Annotated in this window: 1 protein-coding gene; it reads right to left on the bottom strand. The window is 60.5% G+C overall.

Annotated elements, in window-relative coordinates:
- Nucleotides 1-526: 526 nt before the first annotated feature.
- Nucleotides 527-964: a DUF6894 family protein gene (locus DRB19_RS29620; protein ID WP_373867470.1), complete on the bottom strand. Its 438-nt coding sequence runs from the start codon at nt 962-964 to the stop codon at nt 527-529.
- Nucleotides 965-1,272: the final 308 nt, after the last annotated feature.

Genomic DNA, 1,272 nt, shown 5'->3' with positions numbered 1-1,272 from the left:
GGGCGCCCTCCCCAACCGGTTTTAGACCCAGGGTGTCATGTCGACTTTGCACGCTGAGTGCCATTTCTGGATTGCACCGACATGCTTCCGGCTTCTACGCGCGAGGCGCCTCGCTTTTGGGGATCAGGATGCTTTGGCGAACCGTAGAGAGGGGTAGATCAGCCGTGCCCCGAGAGGTAACGCTAGACAGCCTCGATTTCGTGCTGCTTAACAATACGCTCTGCTCCATCGTGCATACCCATAATCTGATAAAGAGGCGCCCCATCTGCCCTTGGGGGTAAGAAACCGGCGACTCGGTGGATTCCGTGGCCCATCATTTCACGCAAGTGCGCCCTGAGCCGGACTGGTTGGCCAATATGGAACACGTACGGCATGTGACCCCTCCCTGAGGATGGTTGACCCCTCCCTGAGGATGGTGCATCCGAGTGTACTAGGATGGTCAGGTAGGCAGTATACCTACTACGGACATACGTTGCTGCTCATCGTGGGTGTTCTTCTGAATACGATCCAGAAGCGGTGAGAAAGGTTAGCTTGGCTTCACCCGAGGAGTACGTTCTGTTAGGACCATCGGATGCCGACCGCTGGCATCGGGCTCATCTGGCATGATCAGAACGGGGAATTGCCCGCTGCAAACGTGTTTCATAAGCGCCCCTATGCGCCGTTTCTCACGGGTAATTGGTGTTATGGAAAGTGGGGCGGGGGCCCCTCGATGATCCTCCAGTGTGCCCGTTACGGTCAGCATCCACTGGCCCTGCTCATTGCGTGCCTTGACCGTGACCCTGCGGGCGTCGCCATTCGGCAGTTGGTCTCCTCCAATCTCCGCCGCAGCCTTGGCGGCTGCGCGCCCGGCGGCCTCTAGGCTGTCGAACTCGCGACCCACCTCATCAGGCGTGAAGTTCACCCCGTCCCGCACGTCGAAGTAAAAGCACGGCATCGCGCCCTGCGTCGGGTGTGCGGCCAACACTGCGGCCAAGACCCTGTTCATCGGTTGGCGGCGGATCGGGGCTCGTGCGGGGTGGGCGGCTTGGCGAGGGGCCTAGCGGGCCCGTCGTGCCACTCGCCAGGCCTGACCATAGGAGGAGATAAGGGGACCAACCCATGGCTGCGGCTAAGTCTAATCCTCTTTGCCGTCCGCGTGGCGGCCCCGATGGGGCACTGGAGAGTTCTTACGATTGACCTCCTCGGCCAGAAAGTGTGTCTGGATGCGAGACCTCCTTGGCATGAGCGACAACCTGGAGGGCTTGAGGCAATACGTCTGGATCGGGCGGCTTC

It is taken from the genome of Microvirga aerophila (assembly GCF_003332305.1).
GTDB classification, from domain to species: domain Bacteria; phylum Pseudomonadota; class Alphaproteobacteria; order Rhizobiales; family Beijerinckiaceae; genus Microvirga; species Microvirga aerophila.
This window is presented reverse-complemented; position numbering and strand designations above follow the sequence as displayed.